We start from the raw sequence: 21,438 nt of genomic DNA on the forward strand, positions 1-21,438 counted from the left end.
ACAAACAAGGACGACAGGTTCATGGCGAAACGGTGGTACTCGGTCAGCGTTCTTTCGAATTTCGAAAAGAAGATCGCAGAGCAGATCCGCACGTCGGTGGCTGAACAGGGCCTTGAGGACGATATCGACGAAGTGCTGGTCCCCACTGAAGAGGTGATCGAAGTGCGCCGGGGCAAGAAAGTCACGACCGAGCGCCGCTTCATGCCCGGCTACGTGCTGGTGCATATGGAAATGTCGGATCAGGGCTATCACCTGATCAACTCGATCAACCGCGTCACTGGTTTCCTTGGTCCCCAAGGCCGTCCGATGCCGATGCGCGACGCCGAAGTGAACCAGATCCTAAACCGCGTTCAGGAAGGTGAAGAAGCGCCGAAGCTGATGATCAGCTTCGAGGTCGGCGAGAAGGTCAAGGTCAACGACGGCCCATTCGAGGATTTCGACGGCATGGTCGAGGGCGTGGACGACGAGAACCAGAAGCTGAAAGTTTCGGTTTCGATCTTTGGCCGGGAAACGCCGGTCGAGCTGGACTTTACTCAGGTCACCAAACAGGACTGACGCGCTTCCCAGTGAATTTTGCAACGCCGCGATGCCACGAGCACCGCGGCGTTTGTCATTGTTTCGGCGGCTAGACCAGCAGGCCTAAATCTGAAGACTTCGTGGATTCCAAAGCCTATACTACCGCACAATTATGGCGGACCGGGGATCAATTCCTGCTGTTGAAGAACGGTCAGTATGTCCAAAATAGTTGAGGGGCTGACATCCACAGATCCGTCAAGAAACACGCCAAGCCCTCCTTCTCCAATCTCGCGCGGACCGCCGTTTTCGTAGATTGGGTCAAGTGAGGCAAGCTCGGCTGGGAGTTTCGGGCACAACGGGGTTTCATTGAGCACCAAGTCTATGGCGGCCAGCATAAGCTCCTTAACCGACTCGAGTGTGTCGTCCTCTAAAAGTTGCTCGTGCTGTTCCTCAGGCGCGGCAAGTGTCAGATCAAAGAGTTTGAAGTGGGCGCAGTTGTTACGCAATTCGACAGTCGCTTTGGTGAACATATTCGCCAAGAACGCTCTTTTCTGCTCACCTCGTTGAAAGTCGCGTTCGCTGGTTCGGCTACATTCGAAGATCGTGATAGTTACGTCCCCATCCAAGTCTATCGCATCGCCCTGCGCGTCCAAGGTCAAGTCATCGAGCCGGACTTGCAGGCCGCAGTTATCGACAATCGCGTTGTCAGCCAATCGTTGAGGTACGATCCTCTGTGTTTGACGTAGATCCAGAAGTGCACCTACGCCAAGGCGCGTGGGGCCTACGGCCGTCAGTTCTAGATCAAGAGTATAGGGCAGTTCTGTTTCGCGAATCTGTAACGTCGAGGCGACACTAAAATCCACCTGCTGCGCGTAGGGTGCTCGTGGGCACAGTAGAGCCGTCGCAAAGACTGGGAGAACTAGCCAAAGTCTCATTCAGCGAACTCCAATACGCCCAGCTCTTTCAGCCCGCCGAGAACTTTGACAATAGTCTCGGCGCTGACATCGGCCGATCCGACAACAGCTGCCCCCAAACCACCGGGGGCAATCTCACGTGTGCCGCCAGACTCGTAAACTGGATCGAGAACAGCGAATTCCTCGGGGAGTGGAGGGCACACCGGATGGGCTGCCAAAAACTCTCCACCCTTTTCAAGGACGGCTTGGTTGATGCGGTTGGTCAGACCGAACAGGTTAGAGACAGAGCCAATGAACCCGCGCGGACTAAGGTCAACTTCTTCGATAGAGAATTTAAGGCATTGGCCTTCTACTTCGGCCTTGGCGACTGCAACTGCGTCAACAGTTGCTCCAAAATAGCGAAAGCCGGGTTCTTCTTGCCGATTGCACCTCGTAAACTGTGCGCGGGCGGAGCCTACGACCTGCACGGTTGCCCCTTTGGCGGAGACACTTCGAACCTCTAGATAAATTTGGCGTTTGCAGCTTTCTTCCAGTGGGCCGGTCAGTATCTGGGGTGCTTTTTCCTGCAATCCACGCAAGTCCGTGAAGGCCTTTATCCGCAATCTGGTAGGACTGGCTTCGTCAAGACCGCTATAGACCGTAAAAGGAACGGGAACATCGCGTAGCGGCACTTCTTTGGTGAGTTTGATCTGAAACCGACCGGCGTAGGTGTCGGGATCAATTCCTGTCTGAGTGAATGAAGAAGTACTGTTGGACCCGTTGTTTTGGGCGTCCGTTTGGGGTCCTGTGCTCTGATCCTGGGCCTTGCTGCCACATCCTGGCTGCATGGCAACTAGAACGCAGATCAGCAGTCCCTTGTTCAGCCGAGATGATGCCATCCCAGATCACCCCTTTTGTGCCCAAGTTGCAACAAGACACCCGTCTGAGTCTCTCAGGCAACTTATGTATTCAGAAAAATCACTATGTTAAGTAATTCAAAAGTGCCATTAGGCTCAAGCCAGCTAAAAGTCATTTGGCAATAGAGTGTCAGCCACTTGCCAACCCACTCATTCCCCTATAAACGCCGCCTCTATCGTCATCGGGCGAGATTCTCTCGTGGGAGGTTTTAGGGATCGCGATCCCAGATCGGACCACGCAACATAAACCGGGTGGGACGCGTCCTGCCTACGTTGAAAGGAAAACCAAATGGCCAAGAAGCTTGCTGGTACAATGAAGCTGCAGGTTCCTGCAGGTCAGGCGAACCCGTCGCCGCCAGTTGGCCCCGCACTGGGTCAGCGCGGCATCAACATCATGGAATTCTGCAAGGCGTTCAACGCCAAGACCGCAGACATGGAGCAGGGTGCACCTTGCCCGACCGTGATCACCTATTATCAGGACAAGTCCTTCACCATGGACATCAAGACGCCGCCCGCGTCTTATTACCTGAAAAAAGCCGCTGGCCTGAAGCCGGTTGGCAAGCGTAACCGTCCTCGTGGCGCGGAAAACCCAGGTCGTGAAACCGTGGCCACCGTGACCACCAAGCAGGTTCGCGAAATCGCCGAAGCCAAAATGAAAGATCTGAACGCCAACGACGTCGAAGGCGCAATGCAGATCATCCTGGGCTCGGCCCGCTCTATGGGCATCGAGGTGAAGTAAGATGGCAAAACTCGGTAAACGTACCCGCGCTGCGCGCGAAGCTGTCGCCGGCAAGGAAAACCTGTCGGTTGAAGAAGCAGTTGCCCTGGTGAAAGGCAACGCGACCTCGAAATTCGACGAGACCATCGAAATCGCGATGAACCTGGGCGTTGACACCCGTCACGCAGACCAGATGGTTCGTGGCGTCGTTGGCCTGCCGAACGGCACCGGTAAAGCGATGCGCGTTGCCGTATTCGCGCGTGGCCCCAAAGCTGACGAAGCGAAAGAAGCAGGTGCAGACATCGTTGGCGCAGAAGACCTGATGGAAACCATCCAGGGCGGCACCATCGAATTTGATCGCTGCATCGCGACCCCTGACATGATGCCGATCGTTGGTCGTCTGGGTAAAGTTCTGGGCCCGCGCAACCTGATGCCGAACCCCAAAGTTGGCACCGTGACCATGGACGTGAAAGCGGCCGTTGAAGCAGCCAAGGGCGGTGAAGTTCAGTTCAAAGCTGAAAAAGGTGGCGTTGTGCACGCCGGTGTTGGTAAAGCGTCCTTCGACGAAGCCAAGCTGGCCGAAAACATCCGTGCCTTCATCTCGGCTGTTGCGAAAGCCAAGCCGTCGGGCGCCAAAGGCACCTACATGAAGAAAATCGCGCTGAGCTCGACCATGGGCCCGGGTGTGACTCTGGACGTGGCGGCTGCAGCTGGCGAATAAGTCTTAACGCAGACGTAGAAATCCTTGAAACCCGAGTAGCGCAAGCTGCTCGGGTTTTTTGATGCCCTAGCGAAAGGCCTGTTGCAGACGCAATTGCAGCCGCTCTCGTTTGCGCAGTTCAAATTCGCTGCAGGTGAAGTCCGGTTGCCAAAGGCGCAGCCAGTCCTTCAGCAATCGGCCCCGCAGGCAGCAATCGAGGATCTGAGTGTCGATCGGGTGGCGATACTGGCGGAAGAACATCTCCTTGTTGCGGGTCAGAACGCCGCTTCGATCGATGTCCCTATTGGCCCCGTCCCGGAAGATATCCGCCTTCAGAAAGTCGACGATATCATAGACGGCCAGCTTGTCGCGGGCCTCGGTGAAATCCAGCCCGATGGCAGTTCCTTGGCCCATGATCAGGTTCAGGCCGTGAAAATCCCCATGGGAAAACACGCGCAGGTCGGGGCGGTTTTTCAAGGATGCGGCTTCGGCCAGAAACATCTCGACCATGGGTTGGCTGATGTCCGAGATATGCGAGGGAACTTGGGTGGATTGCTCGCGTATGTTGTCGGTCATCCAACGCGGCCGAAACGCGTAGTCCGCGGCGTTTTGAACGCCGTGCAGGTCATGCAGCCACGACCCCGCCCGTCGATAGACTTGTGCCACCTGAGCGTCGTCGTCGCTGTTGTAGATGATGTCTGTCGCGGTCGGACGTTCGACAAACTCGGTCACCATGAACACGCCGCTTGGCGACATGTAAACAGGGCGGACGACCCGGTTGTTTTTGGACGTCTTGAAGTGTTCGGTCAGTTGCACCAGCAGATCGAACTCTTTGCGCAGGCGTCCGGTTTCAGGCGACAAGGTATCAAGCTTTAACGCGTAGGATCGGTTCGAGGTTTCGACCTTCCACACCAGGCGGGTATCGGGGAAGGCGTGGGATCGACAGTGAAAGCGGACCTGTGTGATGGGCGTGCCGAGGCAGTCCTGTGCCAACTCTTGGGCGCAGGCACTGGCCTTGTCGAATTCTTCCAGAGTAACCGCTGTCATTTTGCCTCAAGCCCGGAGTGTTTTCGGGCATTCACATCGGAGGTGACCGTAGCTGAAACCCACTGTCAATGACATTGCTGGCGTTTATTGACCCCTGGGCAGATCGTCCCTCATGCAAAGGGTGTATTCCGCCTTGATGCCGCAAGTGCAAATAGGGGCAATTTACCCCTTGGAAACCCCCGCCATCTGCCCTAAGTAAGGCTGCGAAGTAAAGCGTGCGATTCGTCGTGCGCTTTATTTCGTTTCGTCCAAGACGGTGGGTGGTGCCATATGGCCCCTTAATTCCCTGCCTGAGACGGGTAAGACCAAAGAATTCTGAGGGTCCCACCCTCGGGCGCATTTTGGCCAATCCCGTAACAACGGACCTGAACGCCGGGGGCTTGCCTTCGGCAAATATGAGCCGGGGTGAGTGATCGCCCCAAACTTGGAGAGAACTGTGGATAGAGCCCAGAAAGAGAAAGTGGTCGAGGAACTCGGCCAAATCTTCGAAAGCTCTGGCGTCGTAGTGGTTGCTCACTACGCCGGTCTGACAGTTGCCGAGATGCAGGACCTTCGCGCACGTGCTCGTGACGCGGGCGGTTCCGTGCGTGTTGCCAAGAACAGGCTCGCCAAAATCGCCCTTGAGGGTAAGCCGTGTGAAAGCATGGCCGACCTGCTGACAGGGATGACCGTTCTGACCTATTCCGAGGACCCTGTGGCAGCAGCCAAGGTGGCCGAGGACTTCGCCAAAGAGAACCAAAAGTTCGAAATCCTTGGCGGTGCAATGGGTGAGAACGCTCTGGACCGGGCTGGTGTTACAGCCGTGTCGAAAATGCCGTCGCGTGAAGAGCTTATTGCTACGATCGCTGGTATGCTTGGCGCGCCTGCTTCGAACATCGCCGGTGCAATTGGCGCACCTGCAAGCAACATCGCAAGCATCCTTTCCACCATCGAAGAGAAGGCGGAAGCTGCGTAAGCGGTTGGCACTGAATGATCTGCGTAGGGGATACCCCCTGACGTTGGAACACACACTGTAAACGGAAAGAGCTGATAAAATGGCTGATCTGAAAGCACTCGCAGAAAGCATCGTGGGTCTGACCCTGCTGGAAGCACAAGAACTGAAAACCATCCTCAAAGACGAATACGGCATCGAGCCCGCAGCAGGCGGCGCAGTTGTCATGGCTGCTGGTGGCGACGCCGGCGGTGCAGCTGAGGAAGAAAAAACCGAATTCGACGTCGTTCTGAAGAACGCCGGCGCATCGAAAATCAACGTCATCAAAGAAGTTCGCGGCATCACCGGCCTGGGCCTGAAAGAAGCCAAGGAACTGGTCGAAGCCGGCGGCAAGATCAAAGAAGGCGTGGACAAAGCAGAAGCAGAAGACGTCAAAGCCAAGCTGGAAGCAGCTGGCGCCGAAGTCGAGCTGGCCTAAGCTTAGTCTCTGGCGCATCGCTGATGTGCCGAAAAATTTGGCTGGGTCCGGAGAAATCCGGGTCCAGCCGAACCTGTCTTAGAAAGGGCCTCATGCCGTGGGGCGTTTTCTAAGACACGGTTTTCGGATCGGGAGGCCGCCTTCGGGACGGTGGCCACGAATTGATCCGGGCGTGTCGTCTCGAATGTGCAGGATGCCGGGGCCCGACGGTGTCTTTGCCCGCTGAGAACATCGAAAGGTGACATCTGACATGGCTCAAACGTTCCTTGGCCAGAAACGTCTTCGTAAATATTACGGCAAAATCCGCGAAGTGCTGGAGATGCCGAACCTCATTGAGGTGCAGAAATCTTCTTATGATCTTTTCCTGCGCTCCGGCGATGCAGAACAGCCCACAGACGGCGAAGGCATCAACGGTGTGTTCCAGTCGGTCTTCCCGATCAAGGATTTCAACGAAACCTCCGTTCTGGAGTTCGTGAAATACGATCTGGAAAAACCGAAATACGACGTCGAAGAGTGCATGCAGCGCGACATGACCTACAGCGCACCGCTGAAGGTCACTCTGCGTCTGATCGTGTTTGATGTCGATGAGGACACCGGCGCGAAATCGGTCAAAGACATCAAAGAACAGGACGTATTCATGGGCGACATGCCCTTGATGACACCGAACGGAACGTTCATCGTGAACGGTACCGAGCGCGTGATTGTGTCCCAGATGCACCGCTCGCCCGGTGTGTTCTTTGACCACGACAAGGGCAAAACCCATTCCTCGGGCAAGTTGCTGTTTGCCTGCCGCATCATCCCGTATCGCGGCAGCTGGCTGGACTTTGAGTTCGACGCCAAAGACATCGTCTTCGCCCGTATCGACCGTCGCCGCAAACTGCCTGTGACGACCCTGCTGTATGCATTGGGTCTGGATCAGGAAGCGATCATGGACGCGTATTACAACACCGTGTCCTACAAGCTGGACAAGAAGAAGGGCTGGGTCACACCGTTCTTCCCCGAGCGTGTACGCGGCACCCGTCCGACCTACGATCTGGTTGACGCCAAATCCGGTGAAGTGATTGCCGAAGCAGGCAAGAAAGTCACTCCGCGCGCGGTCAAGAAACTGATCGACGAGGGCACCGTCACCGACCTGCTGGTTCCGTTCGATCACATCGTTGGCAAATACGTCGCCAAGGACATCATCAACGAGGAAACTGGTGCGATCTATGTCGAAGCCGGTGACGAGCTGACGCTGGAATATGACAAGGACGGCGATCTGATCGGCGGCACCGCGAAAGAGCTGATCGACGCGGGCATCACCGACATTCCGGTTCTGGACATCGACAACGTCAATGTTGGTCCGTACATGCGCAACACCATGGCGCAGGACAAGAACATGAACCGCGAAAGCGCGCTCATGGACATCTACCGCGTCATGCGTCCGGGTGAGCCGCCCACCGTCGAAGCCGCGTCGGCTCTGTTCGACACTCTGTTCTTCGATAGCGAGCGTTACGACCTGTCCGCCGTTGGTCGCGTGAAAATGAACATGCGTCTGGCTCTGGATGCGCCCGACACTCTGCGCACCCTGCGCCGCGAAGACATCGTGGCCTGCATCAAGGCGCTGGTGGAACTGCGTGACGGCAAAGGCGACATCGACGATATCGACCACCTCGGCAACCGTCGTGTGCGCTCGGTCGGCGAACTGATGGAAAACCAGTACCGCGTTGGCCTGCTGCGCATGGAGCGCGCGATAAAAGAGCGTATGTCGTCGGTTGAGATCGACACCGTCATGCCGCAAGACCTGATCAACGCGAAACCGGCTGCGGCTGCTGTTCGTGAATTCTTCGGCTCGTCGCAGCTGTCGCAGTTCATGGACCAGACCAACCCGCTGTCTGAAGTCACCCACAAACGCCGCCTCTCGGCGCTTGGCCCCGGTGGTCTGACACGTGAGCGTGCGGGCTTTGAGGTGCGCGACGTACACCCGACCCACTATGGCCGGATGTGCCCGATTGAAACGCCGGAAGGTCCGAACATCGGTCTGATCAACTCGCTGGCCACCTTTGCCCGCGTGAACAAGTATGGCTTCATCGAAACACCGTACCGCGTCGTGAAAGACGCCGAGGTGACCGATGAGGTTCACTACATGTCCGCGACCGAGGAAATGCGTCACACCGTGGCGCAGGCGAACGCGACGCTGGACGCTGATGGCAAGTTCATCAACGATCTGGTGTCGACCCGTCAAGCCGGTGACTACACGCTTGCCCCGCGCGAGAATGTGGACCTGATCGACGTGTCGCCGAAACAGCTGGTCTCGGTCGCTGCATCGCTGATCCCGTTCCTTGAAAATGACGACGCCAACCGCGCTCTGATGGGCTCGAACATGCAACGTCAGGCGGTTCCGCTGCTGCGCGCTGAGGCGCCGCTGGTCGGTACCGGGATCGAGGAAAAGGTCGCGATCGACTCGGGTGCTGCGATTCAGGCGAAACGAGCAGGTATCATCGACCAGGTCGATGCCCAGCGTATCGTTATCCGCGCCACCGAAGATCTGGAACTGGGCGACGCTGGCGTTGACATCTATCGTCTGCGCAAGTTCCAGCGTTCGAACCAGAACACCTGCATCAACCAGCGTCCGTTGATCAAGGTGGGTGACACCGTCCAGAAGGGCGAAGTCATTGCCGACGGTCCGTCGACCGATATGGGTGAACTGGCCCTTGGTAAGAACGTGGTCGTCGCGTTCATGCCGTGGAACGGCTACAACTACGAAGACTCGATCCTGATCTCGGAACGTATCGCGCGTGACGACGTCTTTACCTCGGTCCATATCGAGGAATTTGAAGTCGCCGCCCGTGACACCAAGCTGGGTCCGGAAGAGATCACCCGCGACATCCCGAACGTCGGTGAAGAAGCGCTGCGCAACCTCGACGAGGCGGGCATCGTTTACATCGGCGCGGATGTTGAGCCGGGCGATATTCTGGTCGGCAAGATCACTCCGAAGGGCGAAAGCCCGATGACCCCGGAAGAAAAGCTGCTGCGCGCCATCTTTGGTGAAAAAGCGTCTGACGTGCGCGACACCTCGCTGCGCGTGAAGCCGGGTGATTACGGTACGGTCGTTGAGGTCCGCGTCTTCAACCGTCACGGCGTCGAGAAAGACGAGCGTGCGCTGCAGATCGAGCGTGAGGAAGTCGAACGCCTGGCCCGTGACCGGGACGACGAGCTAGCGATCCTTGACCGCAACATCTATGCGCGTCTGCAAGGCCTGATCCTTGGTAAAACCGCTGTCAAAGGCCCGAAAGGCGTCAAGGCAGGGTCGGTGATCACCGAGGAGTTGCTGGAAACCCTGACCCGTGGTCAGTGGTGGCAGCTGGCGCTGGAAGGCGAGCAGGACGCACAGATCGTTGAAGCTCTGAACGAGCAGTACGAAGTGCAAAAGCGTGCTCTGGACGCCCGTTTCGAAGACAAGGTCGAGAAGGTCCGTCGTGGCGACGACTTGCCGCCGGGTGTGATGAAGATGGTCAAAGTCTTCATCGCCGTGAAGCGCAAGCTGCAGCCGGGCGACAAGATGGCCGGTCGTCACGGGAACAAAGGTGTGATCTCCAAGGTTGTTCCGATGGAAGACATGCCGTTCCTGGCCGATGGTACGCCGGTTGACTTCTGTCTGAACCCGCTGGGTGTGCCTTCGCGTATGAACGTTGGTCAGATCCTTGAAACCCATATGGGTTGGGCCGCACGCGGTCTGGGTCTGAACATCGACGACGCTCTGGGTGAATATCGCCGGTCCGGCGACCTGACCCCAGTTCGCGAAGCGATGAAGCTGGCCTATGGCGAGAATGTCTACGAAGAAGGCATCACCGGTCTGGACGAGGATGGTCTGATCGAGGCTGCGGGCAACGTGACCCGTGGTGTTCCGATCGCAACCCCGGTCTTCGACGGTGCCAAGGAAGCAGACGTCAACGACGCGCTGGTGCGTGCGGGCTTCTCGGAAAGCGGTCAGTCGGTTCTGTTCGACGGTCGTACGGGTGAGCAATTTGCACGTCCGGTGACCGTGGGCATCAAGTACCTGCTGAAACTGCACCACCTGGTGGACGACAAAATCCACGCGCGTTCGACCGGGCCGTACAGCCTGGTTACCCAGCAGCCGCTGGGCGGTAAGGCGCAGTTCGGTGGTCAGCGCTTTGGTGAGATGGAGGTCTGGGCTCTGGAAGCTTACGGCGCCGCCTACACCCTGCAGGAGATGCTCACCGTGAAATCGGATGACGTCGCCGGCCGGACCAAGGTCTATGAGTCGATCGTCAAGGGCGAGGATAACTTTGAAGCGGGCGTACCGGAATCGTTCAACGTTCTGGTTAAAGAAGTCCGTGGCCTCGGCCTGAATATGGAACTCCTGGATGCGGAGGTTGAGGAGTAAGGGCGCTGCCCTTTCTCCCGTCCCCCCTTCCGCAAGATTTGAGGTAACAAATGAACCAGGAAATCACCAACAACCCGTTCAACCCGCTGACGCCCCCGAAGGTCTTCGATGAGATCAAGGTCTCGCTGGCGTCGCCCGAGCGGATCCTGTCTTGGTCCTATGGCGAGATCAAGAAACCCGAAACCATCAACTACCGGACGTTCAAGCCCGAGCGTGACGGTCTGTTCTGCGCGCGGATCTTTGGCCCGATCAAAGATTACGAATGTCTGTGCGGCAAATATAAGCGGATGAAGTATCGCGGCGTTGTCTGCGAAAAGTGTGGCGTGGAAGTCACCCTGCAGAAAGTCCGCCGCGAGCGTATGGGCCACATCGAACTGGCCGCGCCTGTTGCGCATATCTGGTTCCTGAAATCGCTGCCGTCCCGCATCGGTCTGATGTTGGACATGACGCTGCGTGATCTGGAACGCGTTCTGTACTTTGAAAACTATGTCGTCATCGAGCCCGGTCTGACTGACCTGACCTATGGCCAGATGCTGACCGAAGAAGAGTACATGGACGCGCAGGATGCCTATGGCATGGACGCGTTCACCGCCAATATCGGTGCCGAAGCCATCCGTGAGATGCTGGCCCAGATCGATCTGGAAGCCGAAGCCGAGCAGCTGCGCGCTGATCTGGCCGAAGCAACCGGCGAACTGAAGCCCAAGAAGATCATCAAGCGTCTGAAGGTTGTCGAATCCTTCCTCGAGTCGGGGAACCGACCCGAGTGGATGGTCATGACCGTGATCCCGGTCATTCCGCCGGAACTGCGTCCGCTGGTTCCGCTGGATGGTGGCCGTTTCGCGACCTCGGATCTTAACGATCTGTATCGCCGCGTCATCAACCGGAACAACCGTCTGAAGCGTCTGATCGAACTGCGCGCGCCTGACATCATCGTCCGCAACGAAAAGCGGATGTTGCAGGAATCCGTGGATGCTCTGTTCGACAACGGCCGTCGTGGCCGCGTGATCACCGGCGCCAACAAGCGTCCGCTGAAATCGTTGTCGGACATGCTGAAAGGCAAGCAGGGTCGTTTCCGTCAGAACCTTTTGGGCAAACGCGTCGACTTCTCGGGTCGTTCGGTCATCGTGACCGGTCCGGAGCTTAAGCTGCACCAGTGTGGTCTGCCCAAGAAGATGGCGCTGGAACTGTTCAAGCCGTTCATCTACTCGCGTCTTGAAGCCAAGGGTCTGTCTTCGACCGTGAAACAGGCGAAGAAACTGGTCGAGAAAGAGCGTCCCGAAGTGTGGGATATCCTCGACGAGGTGATCCGCGAACACCCAGTTATGCTGAACCGTGCGCCGACGCTTCACCGTCTTGGCATTCAGGCGTTCGAGCCGGTCCTGATCGAAGGTAAAGCCATTCAGCTGCACCCGCTGGTCTGTTCGGCCTTTAACGCTGACTTCGACGGCGACCAGATGGCTGTTCACGTGCCGCTGAGCCTTGAGGCGCAGCTGGAAGCCCGTGTTCTGATGATGTCGACGAACAACGTTCTGTCGCCTGCAAACGGCGCGCCGATCATCGTTCCGTCGCAGGATATGATCCTGGGTCTCTACTATGTGACCCTGGAACGTGAAGGCATGCCGGGCGAAGGCAAGGTGTTCGGGTCGATCGACGAAGTTCAGCACGCGCTGGATTCCGGCGAAGTGCACCTGCACTCGAAAATCACCGCGCGGATCACGCAGATCGACGACGAAGGCAACGAAGTTCAGAAGCGTTATGAAACCACTCCGGGCCGTCTGCGTCTGGGTGCCTTGCTGCCGATGAACAACAAAGCGCCGTTCGAGCTGGTCAACCGTCTTCTGCGGAAGAAAGAAGTGCAGCAGGTGATCGACACCGTCTACCGTTACTGCGGTCAGAAAGAGTCGGTTATCTTCTGTGACCAGATTATGTCGATGGGCTTCAAAGAAGCGTTCAAGGCGGGCATCTCGTTCGGTAAGGACGACATGGTCATTCCGGGTGACAAGTGGGGCATCGTTGATGACACCCGCGGTCAGGTGAAGGACTTTGAACAGCAGTACATGGACGGCCTGATCACTCAGGGCGAAAAGTACAACAAAGTTGTCGATGCCTGGTCGAAGTGTAACGACCGCGTCACCGAGGCCATGATGTCGACGATCTCGTCGTCGGATCGGGCTGAGGACGGCTCCGAGCAGGAACCGAACTCGGTCTACATGATGGCCCACTCTGGTGCGCGTGGCTCGGTCACTCAAATGAAACAGCTGGGCGGTATGCGCGGCCTGATGGCCAAGCCGAACGGTGACATCATCGAAACGCCGATCATCTCGAACTTTAAAGAAGGTCTGACCGTTCTCGAGTACTTCAACTCGACCCACGGTGCCCGTAAGGGTCTGTCGGATACCGCTCTGAAGACGGCGAACTCGGGTTACCTGACCCGTCGTCTGGTGGACGTGGCACAAGACTGCATCGTTCGTGAGATCGACTGTGGCACCGAGCGTGCGATCACTGCCGAAGCAGCCGTGAATGACGGTGAGGTTGTTGCATCGCTGGCCGAACGTGTGCTGGGCCGTGTGGCTGCTGACGATGTTCTGCGTCCGGGCACCGATGAGGTGATCGTGGCCGCAGGTCAGCTGATCGACGAACGTATGGCCGACTCTATCGACGAAGCCGGTGTTGCCTCGATGCGCATCCGTTCGCCTCTGACCTGTGAGTCCGAGGAAGGCGTCTGTGCCACCTGCTACGGTCGTGACCTTGCACGCGGTACCATGGTGAACACGGGTGAAGCTGTCGGCATCATCGCCGCTCAGTCCATCGGTGAACCCGGTACGCAGCTGACGATGCGGACCTTCCACATCGGTGGTGTTGCGCAAGGTGGCCAGCAGTCGTTCCAGGAAGCCAGCCAGGAAGGTGTCGTTTCCTTCGAGAACCCGCAGATTCTGATCAATGCCGCAGGTGAAAGCCTGGTCATGGGCCGGAACATGAAGCTGGTGATCAACGACGAACACGGCGAAGAGCGGGCCAGCTTCAAGCTGGGCTATGGCTCCAAGCTGTTCGTCAAGGACGGAACCAAAGTGGCCCGTGGCGACAAGCTGTTCGAATGGGATCCCTACACCCTGCCGATCATCGCCGAGAAAGCCGGTACCGCGAAATACGTCGACCTTGTTTCGGGCCTTGCTGTCCGCGACGAGACCGACGAAGCAACCGGTATGACCCAGAAGATCGTGATCGACTGGCGCGCCGCCCCCAAAGGCAGCGACCTCAAGCCCGAGATCATTCTGGTCGGCGAAGATGGCGAGCCGGTCCGCAACGATGCGGGCAACCCGGTTCACTATCCGATGTCGGTGGATGCGATCCTGTCGGTCGAAGATGGCCAGACTGTCGAAGCCGGTGACGTTGTCGCGCGTATCCCGCGTGAAGGCGCCAAGACCAAGGACATCACCGGTGGTCTGCCGCGTGTGGCCGAACTGTTCGAAGCCCGCCGTCCGAAAGATCACGCGATCATCGCAGAAGCCGATGGTTACGTGCGCTTTGGCCGCGACTACAAGAACAAGCGCCGCATCAGCATCGAACCGGCTGACGAGTCCATGGAGACTATCGAGTACATGGTGCCCAAGGGCAAGCACATCCCGGTCGCCGAAGGGGACTTCATCCAGAAGGGTGAATACCTGATGGACGGTAACCCGGCTCCGCATGACATCCTGTCCATCATGGGTGTCGAAGCGCTGGCGGATTACATGATCGACGAGGTGCAGGACGTGTATCGTCTGCAGGGCGTGAAGATCAACGACAAGCACATCGAGGTCATCGTGCGCCAGATGCTGCAGAAGTGGGAGATCCTGGATTCAGGCGACACCACCCTGCTGAAAGGCGAACATGTCGACAAGCAAGAGTTCGACGCGGCCAACGAGAAGACCATCGCCCGCGGTGGTCGTCCGGCACAGGGCGAGCCGATCCTTCTGGGGATCACCAAAGCCTCGCTGCAAACGCGTTCGTTCATCTCGGCGGCGTCGTTCCAGGAAACCACCCGCGTGCTGACCGAAGCTTCGGTTCAGGGCAAGAAAGACAAGCTGGTTGGCCTGAAAGAGAACGTCATCGTTGGTCGCCTGATCCCCGCCGGTACCGGTGGTGCAACTCAGGCCGTGCGCCACATCGCGCAGTCGCGTGACAATGTGGTCATTGAAGCCCGTCGGGAAGAGGCCGAAGCCGCTGCTGCTCTGGCCGCGCCTAGCTTTGACGACGACATGGTCGGGGATGAGCTTGACGTTCTGGTGGAAACACCGGAAAGCCGCGAGTAACCCTCGGACCTGAAAGACAGAAAAGACCCTGCGATTTCGCGGGGCCTTTTTTGTTTGCGCCCGCCGAAGCGCGCTTTCGCAAAGAAAATTATCAATGTGACCCGGTTTGTGGCATGGTTGCGCAAAGCAGAGGAGGGGGCCGCCATGACAACCCGGCAAACGCAAGGGCGCAAGCGCCTGTATGACAGCATTCTGGACACTGTCGGAGATACGCCCTGCGTGCGCATCAATAGAATCGCGCCCTCAAACGTGACGGTTTACGTGAAGTTCGAAGCGTTCAATCCGGCCAGTTCCGTCAAGGATCGTCTGGCGTTGAACATCATCGAAGCGGCCGAGCGGGACGGTCGGCTGAAACCGGGGCAGACGGTTGTTGAGGCGACCTCGGGCAATACAGGGATCGGATTAGCGATGGTCTGCGCGGCCAAGGGCTATCCTCTGGTTGTGACCATGGCCGACAGTTTCTCGGTCGAGCGGCGTAAGCTGATGCGGTTCCTGGGGGCTAAGGTTGTTCTAACTCCGCGCGCCCAGAAAGGGTTTGGCATGTATACCAAAGCCAAGGAGCTGGCCGAGCAGAATGGCTGGTTCCTCGCCAGCCAGTTTGAAACCGCGGCAAATGCCGACATTCATGAAAACACTACCGCGCGAGAGATTCTGGCGGATTTCGACGGGCAGAAGCTCGACTATTGGGTGACGGGTTATGGCACCGGCGGAACCGTCTCTGGCGTGGCGCGGGTTCTGAGGAAAGAACGCCCGGAGACGAAGATTATCCTGACGGAACCTGCGAATGCGGCGATTGTCTCGTCAGGCTATGTGAATACCCGCAACGACACACATCAGCCGACCGAAAGCCATCCGAACTTCGAGCCGCATCCGATTCAGGGTTGGACGCCTGATTTCATTCCTTGGGTCCTGCAGGAGGCCATAGACAACGGCTTCTATGATGAGTTGATCCCCGTGCCCGGCGCAGACGGGATTGCCTGGTCGCGCCGTCTGGCTGCGGAAGAGGGGATTTTCACCGGCATATCGGGTGGATCCACATTTGCGGTGGCGATGAAACTGGCCGAGACCGCTCCGGACGGATCGGTGATGCTGGTGATGCTTCCAGATACCGGTGAACGGTATCTTTCGACCCCGTTGTTCGAAGGTGTGGCGGAAGATATGACGGAAGAGGAGATCGCGATCTCTAAATCGACGCCGTCGGCTCAGATGACGGACTGAAGCGACTGGAAAACAACCGGTTACAGTTGCTCTTTGTGAAAAAATTTTGGGATTGAAACGCGCGAATTGACTTTGCGTGAGATTGAAGCGTGAATACCGCCATTGTTTGAAGGCCGAGTATTGTTTGAATGAGTCCAAATGTTAAAGGCGCACTGCTGATGATGGCCAGCATGGCCGCATTTACAGTGAATGACACGCTGGTCAAAATCGCGCTGCGAGAACTTCCCTTGTTTCAGTTGGTTGCGATCCGGGGGGCATTGGCGACACTGCTGGTTTACGGGTTGGCGCGCCATCTTGGAGCTTTGCACCTGAATTTTTCTCGGCATGACAAATGGTTGGTCTCAATTCGCTGTGTCGCCGAACTATCTGCGACGTTTTTCTTTCTGACTGCGCTCAAGAACATGCCGTTGGCGAATGTGACTGCGGTTCTTCAGGTGTTGCCTTTGACCGTGACGCTGGGGGCGGTCCTGTTCTTCTCGGAACATATCGGCTGGCGGCGCATTATGGCGATTGTCGTCGGGTTCATGGGCATGTTGCTGATCGTTCGGCCCGGCCCGGACGGATTCAGCGTCTACGCGATCTATGCGTTGCTGGCCGTGGTCTCGGTGACGATCCGAGACTTGATCACCCGGCGCATGTCACCGCAGGTTCCATCACTGGTGGTGACCCTTGCCACTTCGCTGTCGATCTCTGTTGCCGCAGGGCTGGTGTCGACGTTTGAGGGCTGGGTCAACCTGTCCGGCGGCAATGCTGTTCTGGTGGCCTCGGCTGCTGTATTTGTCCTGATCGGATATCTGTGCAGCGTGAAGGTGATGCGAGAAGGCGAGGTTGGGTTTATCGCCCCTTTCCGATACTCCAGTCTGATTTGGGCCTTGGGGCTGGGCTGGGTGGTGTTTGGCGAATGGCCCGATGCGGTGACCTTGTTCGGCGCCGGGCTGGTTGTCGCGGCTGGCTTGTTCACACTGTTCCGCGAAAGGACAACTCAGGGCGCGCCGTGAACGTTTCGGACGATGCTCTGATCAATGGCAAAACGGGCGATGAACTCTCCCTCAAGCTCGGGGCTGAGGGCCGAGAGTTCGCGGTCATAGTTGCGCGCCCCGCGTGAGTCGTTGAACCCGTTGAGCGAACGCATCCACATTGGTGCGTCGGTATAGCTGACGATGGGCATGAAGCGGCCCATGCGATGATGGGTAAAGCTGATGATGGTCTGTTTGCAGCCGCCTGCGATATGCATCCCAAGACCCACGCCCAAAAGCGGTTTATGCGTCGGTTTCGCCGTTATCCCATCGGCGTTGAGACGGGCAAAGAAGCCCTGATTGAAATCAATGCCGACAATGGTGTTGCGCTCCATCAGGCCTTTGCTGTCGCGGACGGCTTCGCGCAGACGTTCAACGAAATCCACGGATACCGCGTCGTCATCGTCGTGGCGGAATTGGATGCAAGGCTGAGCCGGGTCTTTGCGGGCCGCGTTCAGGATATCTTTCATGATATGGCGATGCGATTTGTCGGCCCGAGGCGATTCCTGAACGATCCGGACCTGTTTCACATCTGCTGTCAGGTCGTGTAGCCGGTCATAGGCATCTTTCGGAAGGCAGTCTCCGATCACCACCAGCAGCTCGAAATCCTCGTCGGTGTGTTCGCGAAAACAGGGCAGGGTCGAGGACTCAAACAATCGGAACCTCTCTTCCAGACGGGCAGGGCTGTAGAGGTGACGACGCCGATCATCCAGGGTTTCATGTTCGGTCTGAAAGCTGCCAAGGGCCGGAAAGGAAAAGCGGCAAAGGCCGATAACCTGCATCTGTCATCCATCGCAAAACTGTTCTGCGCGCACTATGCCGGGCTATGCCTTCACCCGCAACGCCAGAAGAGGCTGGCCGGTGTGCGCAATCGTTGATATCACAGCGCAATCTGGCCAGTTTGGCGCACTGGGGTAAGTGCTGTTGACACTTGGGCCGACTCCCCCTATTACGCGCGTCATCTCGGTACCGGGGGCCGCCCCAAAACCGATTTCAGTAATGAACTGGTCAAGACCCGGACAATTTTGCAGTTCGCGTCCTCTGATAACCAACCGCGACGTTCACCTCGGAATGGGAACGTTCGCGGGTTTTGCGCTTGTGGACGCATAAGTGCAGCAAGTTTAACCGCACGCAATGCGCGTGCATGTCATGTGTGTTGCAAAACGGGGAAGAAACCGGAATGCCAACTATTCAACAGCTGATCCGCAAGCCGCGGCAGCCCAAAGTAAAACGCTCGAAGTCCATGCACCTGGAGCAGTGCCCGCAGAAACGCGGCGTCTGCACACGTGTATATACAACCACACCGAAGAAGCCGAACTCGGCTATGCGTAAGGTTGCCAAGGTGCGCCTGACCAACGGGTTCGAGGTCATCTCATACATCCCCGGTGAAAGCCACAACCTGCAGGAACACTCGGTTGTTCTGATCCGTGGCGGCCGTGTAAAAGACCTTCCCGGTGTGCGTTACCACATCCTGCGCGGTGTTCTGGATACTCAGGGCGTCAAAGATCGTAAGCAACGTCGTTCGAAATACGGCGCGAAGCGTCCCAAGTAAGAAGGAGAGGCTGATATGTCACGTCGTCACGCCGCCGAAAAACGCGAAGTCCTGCCTGACGCCAAATTTGGCGACAAGGTACTGACCAAATTCATGAACAACCTGATGATCGACGGCAAGAAGTCGGTCGCAGAGCGCATCGTTTACAACGCCTTTGACCGCGTTGAGAACAAGATCAAGCGCGCACCTGTCGAAGTGTTCCACGAAGCGCTCGACAACATCAAGCCGTCGGTCGAGGTTCGCTCGCGCCGGGTTGGTGGTGCAACTTATCAGGTTCCGGTCGAAGTGCGCCCCGAGCGCCGCGAAGCACTGGCCATCCGTTGGCTGATCACTGCTGCGCGTGGCCGCAACGAAAACACCATGGAAGAACGCCTCGCCGGCGAACTGCTGGACGCTGTACAGTCCCGCGGTACCGCCGTGAAGAAGCGCGAAGACACCCACAAGATGGCCGAGGCGAACAAAGCCTTCAGCCACTACCGTTGGTAATTCAGAGGCTTATCAAAAATGGCACGCGAATATCCGCTCGAACTATACCGTAACTTCGGTATCATGGCGCACATCGATGCAGGTAAAACCACCTGCTCGGAGCGTATCCTGTATTACACTGGTAAATCCCACAACATCGGTGAGGTGCACGATGGTGCAGCCACCATGGACTGGATGGAGCAGGAGCAGGAACGCGGCATCACCATCACTTCGGCTGCGACCACCACTTTCTGGGAGCGCACCGAGGACGGTCAAACCGCCGATACCCCCAAGCACCGCCTGAACATCATCGACACCCCCGGCCACGTTGACTTCACCATCGAAGTTGAGCGTTCGCTGGCGGTTCTCGACGGTGCCGTCTGCGTTCTGGACGCAAACGCAGGTGTTGAGCCCCAGACCGAAACCGTGTGGCGTCAGGCTGACCGCTACAAAGTTCCGCGTATGGTTTTCGTCAACAAGATGGACAAGATCGGCGCAGACTTCTTCAACTGCGTTCGCATGATCGAAGACCGCACCGGCGCACGCGCTGTTCCGGTTGGTATTCCGATCGGCGCCGAGTCCGAGCTGGAAGGTTTGATCGACCTGGTCACTATGGAAGAGTGGCTGTGGCAGGGCGAAGATCTGGGCGCAAGCTGGATCAAAGCTCCGATCCGCGACAGCCTGAAAGACATGGCTGACGAATGGCGCGGTAAGATGATCGAAGCGGCCGTCGAAATGGACGACGACGCGATGATGGAATACCTGGAAGGCAATGAGCCCGACGTTCCGACCCTGCGCGCACTGCTGCGCAAAGGCACTCTGGACATCGCGTTCGTTCCGGTTCTGGGTGGCTCGGCGTTCAAGAACAAAGGCGTTCAGCCGCTGCTCAACGCTGTGATCGACTATCTGCCCAGCCCGCTGGACGTTGTCGATTACATGGGCTTCAAACCCGGCGACGAGGAAGAAGTTCGTGACATCGCACGTCGTGCAGACGACGAAATGGCCTTCTCGGGTCTGGCGTTCAAAATCATGAACGACCCCTTTGTTGGCTCGCTGACCTTCACTCGGATCTACTCGGGCACCATGAACAAGGGTGACTCGATCCTGAACTCGACCAAAGGTAAGAAAGAGCGCATCGGTCGTATGATGATGATGCACTCGAACAACCGGGAAGAGATCGAAGAAGCGTTTGCAGGAGACATCATCGCGCTGGCGGGTCTGAAAGACACCACCACCGGTGACACCCTGTGTGACGCGAAGGATCCGGTGGTTCTGGAAACCATGACCTTCCCCGATCCGGTGATCGAGATCGCGGTTGAGCCCAAAACCAAGGGCGACCAAGAGAAGATGTCCCAGGGTCTGGCCCGTCTGGCCGCCGAAGACCCGTCCTTCCGTGTGGAAACCGACCTGGAATCGGGTCAGACCATCATGAAGGGCATGGGCGAGCTTCACCTCGACATCCTGGTTGACCGTCTGAAGCGCGAGTTCAAGGTTGAAGCGAACATTGGTGCACCTCAGGTGGCCTATCGTGAAACCATCTCGATGCCGGTCGAACACACCTACACCCACAAGAAACAGTCGGGTGGTTCGGGTCAGTTCGGTGAGGTTAAGCTTGAGATCACTCCGACCGAGCCGGGCGAAGGTTACTCGTTTGAGAGCCGCATCGTTGGTGGTGCTGTTCCGAAGGAATATATCCCGGGTGTTGAAAAAGGCATCCAGTCGGTTATGGACAGCGGCCCTTTGGCTGGCTTCCCCGTGATCGACTTCAAGGTTGCCCTGCTGGACGGTAAGTTCCATGACGTTGACTCGAGTGTTCTGGCGTTCGAAATCGCGGCCCGTATGTGTATGCGTGAAGGCATGCGCAAAGCTGGCGCGAAACTGCTGGAACCGATCATGAAGGTCGAAGTGATCACCCCGGAAGAATACACCGGCGGTATCATCGGCGACCTGACCTCGCGGCGTGGCCAGGTGTCTGGTCAGGAACCGCGCGGCAACGCGATCGCGATCGACGCGTTCGTTCCGCTGGCGAACATGTTCGGCTACATCAACACTCTGCGTTCGATGTCGTCGGGCCGCGCCCAGTTCACCATGCAGTTCGACCACTACGACCCGGTTCCGCAGAACATCTCGGACGAGATCCAGGCGAAATACGCATAACCAAAGATTTGAGGGAGCGTGGGTATCACGCTCCCTTCATTACCGAAAAAGGAGGCCATCATGGCAAAGGAAAAGTTTGAGCGTACAAAACCGCACGTCAACATCGGCACGATTGGGCACGTTGACCATGGTAAGACGACGCTGACCGCAG

The 21,438-nt window shown here is 57.5% G+C and carries 17 protein-coding genes; 13 read left to right on the plus strand and 4 right to left on the minus strand.

The genetic code is table 11. The features are described 5' to 3' along the window. The first annotated feature begins 21 nt into the window (after nucleotides 1-21). The gene (gene nusG / locus ACR0AI_RS15760) at nucleotides 22-555 is read left to right on the plus strand and encodes a transcription termination/antitermination protein NusG (protein ID WP_480675099.1); all 534 of its coding nucleotides are present in this window, start codon (nucleotides 22-24) and stop codon (nucleotides 553-555) included. A 131-nt stretch (nucleotides 556-686) separates the two neighbouring features. Here nusG and ACR0AI_RS15765 read toward each other — a convergent pair whose 3' ends face one another. Both ACR0AI_RS15765 and ACR0AI_RS15770 read right to left on the minus strand, forming a co-directional pair. Beyond that, nucleotides 687-1,229 carry a hypothetical protein gene (locus tag ACR0AI_RS15765; protein ID WP_480675097.1) on the minus strand — a complete coding sequence of 181 codons (543 nt, stop codon included), beginning with the start codon at nucleotides 1,227-1,229 and terminating at the stop codon, nucleotides 687-689. A 218-nt stretch (nucleotides 1,230-1,447) separates the two neighbouring features. Next, nucleotides 1,448-2,308 carry a hypothetical protein gene (locus tag ACR0AI_RS15770; RefSeq protein WP_480675095.1) on the minus strand — a complete coding sequence of 287 codons (861 nt, stop codon included), beginning with the start codon at nucleotides 2,306-2,308 and terminating at the stop codon, nucleotides 1,448-1,450. 307 nt (nucleotides 2,309-2,615) lie between these two features. Here ACR0AI_RS15770 and rplK point away from each other — a divergent pair, with 307 nt between their 5' ends. Together rplK and rplA are read left to right on the plus strand one after the other, a co-directional pair. Beyond that, nucleotides 2,616-3,065, plus strand: coding sequence for a 50S ribosomal protein L11 (gene rplK / locus ACR0AI_RS15775; RefSeq protein ID WP_113791694.1), 450 nt, complete (start codon nucleotides 2,616-2,618; stop codon nucleotides 3,063-3,065). Nucleotide 3,066: 1 nt separating this feature from the next. Next, nucleotides 3,067-3,765: a 50S ribosomal protein L1 gene (gene rplA / locus ACR0AI_RS15780; RefSeq protein WP_480675093.1), complete on the plus strand. Its 699-nt coding sequence runs from the start codon at nucleotides 3,067-3,069 to the stop codon at nucleotides 3,763-3,765. 66 nt (nucleotides 3,766-3,831) lie between these two features. Here rplA and ACR0AI_RS15785 read toward each other — a convergent pair whose 3' ends face one another. Next, on the minus strand, nucleotides 3,832-4,791 hold the full coding sequence (locus ACR0AI_RS15785) for a phosphotransferase family protein (protein WP_480675091.1): 960 nt from the start codon (nucleotides 4,789-4,791) through the stop codon (nucleotides 3,832-3,834). A gap of 436 nt (nucleotides 4,792-5,227) precedes the next feature. Between ACR0AI_RS15785 and rplJ the strand changes: the two genes are divergently transcribed. The 6 genes from rplJ to ACR0AI_RS15815 all read left to right on the plus strand — a co-directional run bounded on the left by rplJ (nucleotide 5,228) and on the right by ACR0AI_RS15815 (nucleotide 17,095). Continuing rightward, complete coding sequence (gene rplJ, locus ACR0AI_RS15790; protein WP_170375385.1) at nucleotides 5,228-5,746, plus strand: 50S ribosomal protein L10; 519 nt, start codon at nucleotides 5,228-5,230, stop codon at nucleotides 5,744-5,746. A gap of 79 nt (nucleotides 5,747-5,825) precedes the next feature. Next, nucleotides 5,826-6,200: a 50S ribosomal protein L7/L12 gene (gene rplL, locus ACR0AI_RS15795; protein ID WP_008204003.1), complete on the plus strand. Its 375-nt coding sequence runs from the start codon at nucleotides 5,826-5,828 to the stop codon at nucleotides 6,198-6,200. 250 nt (nucleotides 6,201-6,450) lie between these two features. Beyond that, nucleotides 6,451-10,587, plus strand: a complete 4,137-nt coding sequence (rpoB, locus tag ACR0AI_RS15800; protein ID WP_170375383.1) for a DNA-directed RNA polymerase subunit beta — start codon at nucleotides 6,451-6,453, stop codon at nucleotides 10,585-10,587. Between the two features lie 50 nt (nucleotides 10,588-10,637). Next, the gene (rpoC, locus tag ACR0AI_RS15805) at nucleotides 10,638-14,879 is read left to right on the plus strand and encodes a DNA-directed RNA polymerase subunit beta' (protein ID WP_480675088.1); all 4,242 of its coding nucleotides are present in this window, start codon (nucleotides 10,638-10,640) and stop codon (nucleotides 14,877-14,879) included. A gap of 144 nt (nucleotides 14,880-15,023) precedes the next feature. Continuing rightward, nucleotides 15,024-16,097 carry a cysteine synthase A gene (gene cysK / locus ACR0AI_RS15810; protein ID WP_480675086.1) on the plus strand — a complete coding sequence of 358 codons (1,074 nt, stop codon included), beginning with the start codon at nucleotides 15,024-15,026 and terminating at the stop codon, nucleotides 16,095-16,097. A 128-nt stretch (nucleotides 16,098-16,225) separates the two neighbouring features. Then, nucleotides 16,226-17,095 carry a DMT family transporter gene (locus ACR0AI_RS15815; RefSeq protein WP_480675084.1) on the plus strand — a complete coding sequence of 290 codons (870 nt, stop codon included), beginning with the start codon at nucleotides 16,226-16,228 and terminating at the stop codon, nucleotides 17,093-17,095. Here the strand turns inward: ACR0AI_RS15815 and ACR0AI_RS15820 are convergent. Next, nucleotides 17,080-17,895, minus strand: coding sequence for a putative rhamnosyl transferase (locus tag ACR0AI_RS15820; RefSeq protein ID WP_480675082.1), 816 nt, complete (start codon nucleotides 17,893-17,895; stop codon nucleotides 17,080-17,082). The two genes, ACR0AI_RS15815 and ACR0AI_RS15820, sit on opposite strands and share 16 nt — an antisense overlap. Nucleotides 17,896-18,293: 398 nt before the next feature. Here ACR0AI_RS15820 and rpsL point away from each other — a divergent pair, with 398 nt between their 5' ends. The 4 genes from rpsL to ACR0AI_RS15840 all read left to right on the plus strand — a co-directional run. Beyond that, entirely contained in the window at nucleotides 18,294-18,665 is a 372-nt protein-coding gene (gene rpsL, locus ACR0AI_RS15825) for a 30S ribosomal protein S12 (protein ID WP_005621086.1), read from the plus strand. A 15-nt stretch (nucleotides 18,666-18,680) separates the two neighbouring features. Continuing rightward, nucleotides 18,681-19,151, plus strand: coding sequence for a 30S ribosomal protein S7 (rpsG, locus tag ACR0AI_RS15830; protein WP_039529242.1), 471 nt, complete (start codon nucleotides 18,681-18,683; stop codon nucleotides 19,149-19,151). A gap of 18 nt (nucleotides 19,152-19,169) precedes the next feature. Next, complete coding sequence (gene fusA, locus ACR0AI_RS15835) at nucleotides 19,170-21,287, plus strand: elongation factor G (RefSeq protein ID WP_170375372.1); 2,118 nt, start codon at nucleotides 19,170-19,172, stop codon at nucleotides 21,285-21,287. A 60-nt stretch (nucleotides 21,288-21,347) separates the two neighbouring features. Next, nucleotides 21,348-21,438 (plus strand): GTP-binding protein (locus ACR0AI_RS15840; protein WP_215675807.1); only part of this gene is annotated, 91 nt, incomplete at its 3' end.

The organism is Ruegeria sp. BG3 (assembly GCF_056538485.1).

Bases quoted from the DNA above. Each gene is read 5' to 3' on its own strand.
- nusG (WP_480675099.1), top strand. From the start codon at position 22: ATGGCGAAACGGTGGTACTCGGTCAGCGTTCTTTCGAATTTCGAAAAG.
- ACR0AI_RS15770 (WP_480675095.1), bottom strand. From the start codon at position 2,308: ATGGCATCATCTCGGCTGAACAAGGGACTGCTGATCTGCGTTCTAGTT.
- rplK (WP_113791694.1), top strand. From the start codon at position 2,616: ATGGCCAAGAAGCTTGCTGGTACAATGAAGCTGCAGGTTCCTGCAGGT.
- rplA (WP_480675093.1), top strand. From the start codon at position 3,067: ATGGCAAAACTCGGTAAACGTACCCGCGCTGCGCGCGAAGCTGTCGCC.
- ACR0AI_RS15785 (WP_480675091.1), bottom strand. From the start codon at position 4,791: ATGACAGCGGTTACTCTGGAAGAATTCGACAAGGCCAGTGCCTGCGCC.
- rplL (WP_008204003.1), top strand. From the start codon at position 5,826: ATGGCTGATCTGAAAGCACTCGCAGAAAGCATCGTGGGTCTGACCCTG.
- rpoB (WP_170375383.1), top strand. From the start codon at position 6,451: ATGGCTCAAACGTTCCTTGGCCAGAAACGTCTTCGTAAATATTACGGC.
- rpoC (WP_480675088.1), top strand. From the start codon at position 10,638: ATGAACCAGGAAATCACCAACAACCCGTTCAACCCGCTGACGCCCCCG.
- cysK (WP_480675086.1), top strand. From the start codon at position 15,024: ATGACAACCCGGCAAACGCAAGGGCGCAAGCGCCTGTATGACAGCATT.
- ACR0AI_RS15815 (WP_480675084.1), top strand. From the start codon at position 16,226: ATGAGTCCAAATGTTAAAGGCGCACTGCTGATGATGGCCAGCATGGCC.
- ACR0AI_RS15820 (WP_480675082.1), bottom strand. From the start codon at position 17,895: ATGCAGGTTATCGGCCTTTGCCGCTTTTCCTTTCCGGCCCTTGGCAGC.
- rpsL (WP_005621086.1), top strand. From the start codon at position 18,294: ATGCCAACTATTCAACAGCTGATCCGCAAGCCGCGGCAGCCCAAAGTA.
- rpsG (WP_039529242.1), top strand. From the start codon at position 18,681: ATGTCACGTCGTCACGCCGCCGAAAAACGCGAAGTCCTGCCTGACGCC.
- fusA (WP_170375372.1), top strand. From the start codon at position 19,170: ATGGCACGCGAATATCCGCTCGAACTATACCGTAACTTCGGTATCATG.